We start from the raw sequence: 1,618 nt of genomic DNA, 5'->3' as shown, positions 1-1,618 counted from the left end.
GCAATCTTCGCCATCTCGGAGAACCCACCGCAGCCGCAGAGATCCGGCTGCAGGATGTCGACGGCGCGGCTCTCGATCGCTGGCCACATGCCGTAACGGGTGTGCCAGGTCTCGCCGCCGGCAACCGGGATGGGCTGCCCGGCCCTGACCTCGCGATAGGCCGAACGCTGCTCCGGCACCACAGGCTCCTCGAACCAGTCGATATCGTAGTCCGCCGCCGCCTTGCCGAGGCGGATCGCCTCGGTGACGGTGTAGCCATGGTTGGCATCGATCATCAGCCGCATCTCATCGCCGATCGCCTCGCGCACCGCGCGGATGACGCGCAGGTCTTCGTCGATGCCGAAGCCGATCTTGATCTTGCAGGCGTGAAACCCTTGCGCCCGGCGTTCCGCCATCTCCATGGCATTGTCGGAGACGCGGTCGACGCCGTCGCGCTTGAAGCTGCCGGTCGCATAGGCGCGCACGCTCTCGCGCCAGCGGCCACCAAGCAGCATCGAGACCGAGGCACCGTAATGTTTGCCCTTGATATCCCAGAGCGCGATGTCGATGCCGGAGAGAGCCGTAACCGCAAGGCCGCGCTGCCCCTGATCACGCAGCGCATTGTAGAGGATCGCCCAGAGCTTTTCGGTCTGGCGCGGGTCCTGGCCGATCAGCCAGGGGGAATAGGCCGCAACCACGGCCGCATTGGGTCTCGCCGGCCCAAGGCATTCGCCCCAGCCGACCGTCCCGTCATCGCATTCGATCTCGACTAGCACATGCGCGCGCCGATCAAAGCGCATCGACGCGCTTTCGAACGGCACCGCCAGCCGGTGCTCGAGGAGATGCGTGCGGACGGCGGTGATCTTCATGCCACTCCTCCCTCCCCCGGTCAGGACTTGCGCTTGTGACTGCCGATGAGGGCGTCGAGCATCTCGACTTCGGCCCCCGTCAGGTCCTTGAGCGGGCTGCGCACCGGACCCGCATCGAACCCCTGCAGGCGCACGCCCGCCTTGATCGCCGAAACGGCATAGCCCTTGGCGCGGTTGCGGATGGCCATGAACGGATAGAAGAAATCGTTGAGGATGCGCTCGCAGGTGGCGCGGTCGCCGCCGCGAAGCGCCGCGTAGAATTCGTTGGCAAGCCCCGGCACGAAGTTGAAGACGGCCGAGGAATAGGTGGTGAAGCCGGCACCGAGATAGGCCTCGGCGAAGAGTTCCGCCGTCGGCATGCCGCCCAGATACATCAGCCGGTCGCCCATCTTGGCGGTGACCTGGCGCACGAGGCCGATATCACCGGTGCCATCCTTGAAGCCGATCAGGTTCGGGCATTCGTCACAGAGCCGCGCCAGCGTGTCGGCCTGCAGTACGGAGTTATCGCGGTTATAGACCATGACGCCGATGCCGACCGACTGGCAGATCTTCTTCACATGGGCGTAAAGCCCTTCCTGCGGCGCGTCGATCAGGTAGTGCGGCAGGAGCAGGATGCCATCGGCACCGACCCGCTCGACCGAGCGGGCGATATCGACCGCCATCTCGGTGCCATAGCCGCAGCCGGATACGATCGCCGTTTCGCCGGCAACCTCCTTGGCGGCGGCGACGATGCCGGGGATTTCATCGGGTTTCAGCGAGAAGAACTCGCC

Annotated in this window: 2 protein-coding genes; both read right to left on the bottom strand. The window is 65.5% G+C overall.

Features of this window, described 5'->3' with window-relative positions; all coding sequences use genetic code 11:
• Positions 1 to 848: mandelate racemase/muconate lactonizing enzyme family protein (locus AC3WWH_RS34720; protein WP_492377624.1), on the bottom strand; the 848-nt coding region annotated here is incomplete at its 3' end.
• 20 nt (positions 849 to 868) lie between these two features.
• Positions 869 to 1,618 (bottom strand): 5-dehydro-4-deoxyglucarate dehydratase (locus tag AC3WWH_RS34715; protein ID WP_492377623.1); only part of this gene is annotated, 750 nt, incomplete at its 5' end.

The organism is Ensifer sp. EB106-03-01-XG145, assembly GCF_058792075.1.
The sequence above is the reverse complement of the archived record's forward strand: the minus strand, read 5'-3'. Positions and strand labels throughout refer to the sequence as shown.